The organism is Bacteroidales bacterium, from assembly GCA_018334875.1.
GTDB lineage: Bacteria > Bacteroidota > Bacteroidia > Bacteroidales > UBA12077 > JAGXLC01.
The window spans coordinates 23,853-25,631 of the sequence record JAGXLC010000026.1 but is presented as its reverse complement, the minus strand read 5'-3'; the positions used below and the strand labels follow the sequence as shown (position 1 = coordinate 25,631).

The following is a 1,779-nucleotide window of genomic DNA, read 5'->3' as shown; positions in this document are numbered from 1 at the left end:
TTCTCATCTTCATACTTTTCCCACTATCTTCTGTAGCTAACTCCAAGCCGGTACCCGAAACTGTTAACTCACAAGCTCATTACCCTCCCTACTCAAAACTCACTACTTTTCTCGTATTCTCCTCTTCCCGTATTCCCTTTTTCTTGCCTATAATCTCCGAGACGCAAGCCTTGCGTCTCTACTGCCTGCCTTTAGACTCTTCGCTGTTTACTGCTTTCTGCTTACTGCCTACTTCTTTACTCACAACTCATAACTACATTTCCCTTCTTCTCAAATTCTCACCTCAACTCCCTGCTGCTTCAGATAGTTTTTCAGCTCTACCAGACCTATCTCTTTGTAGTGGAAAATACTTGCAGCCAGTGCTGCGTCTACATGGGTCCCGGTAAACACTTCGGAAAAATGCTCCATTTTGCCGGCACCTCCGGAGGCAATAACAGGAATGGACAGAATCTTACTCAGCACATTTAAAGGCTCCAGAGCATAGCCTTCTTTGGACCCATCGTGATCCATGGAGGTGAACAAAATCTCTCCGCACCCTCTTTCTTCTCCTTCTTTGGCCCATTGAAAGAGGTCTTTATCCGTGTTGATCCTTCCCCCGTTGATAAATACTTTCCACGATCCCTCAATATGCTTGGCATCAATGGCCAGGGTGACAAACTGACTGCCAAAATTTTCAGCCATCATGTCAATCAGCTCAGGAGCATTGACCGCTGCCGAATTAACCGATATTTTATCCGCTCCTGATTCCAGGAGAATTTCGGCATCTCTGAGTTCATTGATGCCTCCTCCCACAGTGAAGGGAATGTTAAGGTTCTCAGCGATCCGACGCACCAATTGAGGCAGCGTTTTTCTTTTTTCATGTGAAGCCGTAATATCCAGATACACCAATTCGTCGGCTCCTTCCCTGGAATACAATTCTCCCAGCTCAACAGGATCGCCCACATCTTTTATCTCTTTAAACCGGATACCTTTGACGGTTTTGCCCTCTTTAACATCCAAACAGGGAATGATTCGTTTAGCCAGCATAATTTCTTTTTTTCAAATTACTATCCGTTTACAAAACTAATCCTGAAGGCCAAACTCACTTAATTCGTCAAGATCAAGCCAACCTTCATAAAGGGCCTTGCCTATTACTGCAGCATCTACTTTATACTGATCCAGCAGCCGGAGATCCTCCAAAGAAGCAACACCGCCACTGGCAATGATTCCAATCCCGGGAAAAGCCTCTTTCAGTCTTTTATAAAGCTCCGCATTCACTCCTTCCAGCATTCCATCCCTGTTTATATCCGTACAGAGGATTTCCTTAAGCCCAACCGGCAGGTACCAGCCTATCAATTCATCTACCTTCAGATTGGAACCGCTTGTCCAGGCATCCACAGCCACTTTATCTTCCCTGAGGTCTGCAGCAATAATGAATTTTTCAGCTCCGGTTTCAGCCATCCAGCTTTTGACCTTGGAGGGTTCGCGCACGGCCAGTGATCCTATGGTAGCATAATCAGCACCAGCCTTCAGCACTTCTTCAACATCATGCCTGGTACGGATCCCTCCCCCATAATCAATGACCAGATTTGTTTCCTTCCGCAGCTTACCCAGGGTCTCCAGATGCATCAGTTTTTTCTTCTTTGCGCCTTCCAGATCGACAATATGGAGCCGCCTGAAACCTTTATCCATATAGAGCCTGGCCAGTTCAACCGGATCGTGGGGATATTCTGTCTGCTGATCGAACTGACCCTGCTTAAGCCTCACGCATTTCCCCTGCATCAGATCGATGGATGGGAT

Annotated in this window: 2 protein-coding genes; both read right to left on the bottom strand. The window is 46.4% G+C overall.

Going from position 1 to position 1,779, the window contains the following annotated elements:
- Nucleotides 1-270 precede the first annotated feature (270 nt).
- Nucleotides 271-1,026, bottom strand: coding sequence for an imidazole glycerol phosphate synthase subunit HisF (gene hisF / locus KGY70_04030; GenBank protein ID MBS3774330.1), 756 nt, complete (start codon nucleotides 1,024-1,026; stop codon nucleotides 271-273).
- Between the two features lie 36 nt (nucleotides 1,027-1,062).
- A partial coding sequence (gene hisA, locus KGY70_04025; GenBank protein ID MBS3774329.1) for a 1-(5-phosphoribosyl)-5-[(5-phosphoribosylamino)methylideneamino]imidazole-4-carboxamide isomerase occupies nucleotides 1,063-1,779 on the bottom strand: 717 nt, incomplete at its 5' end.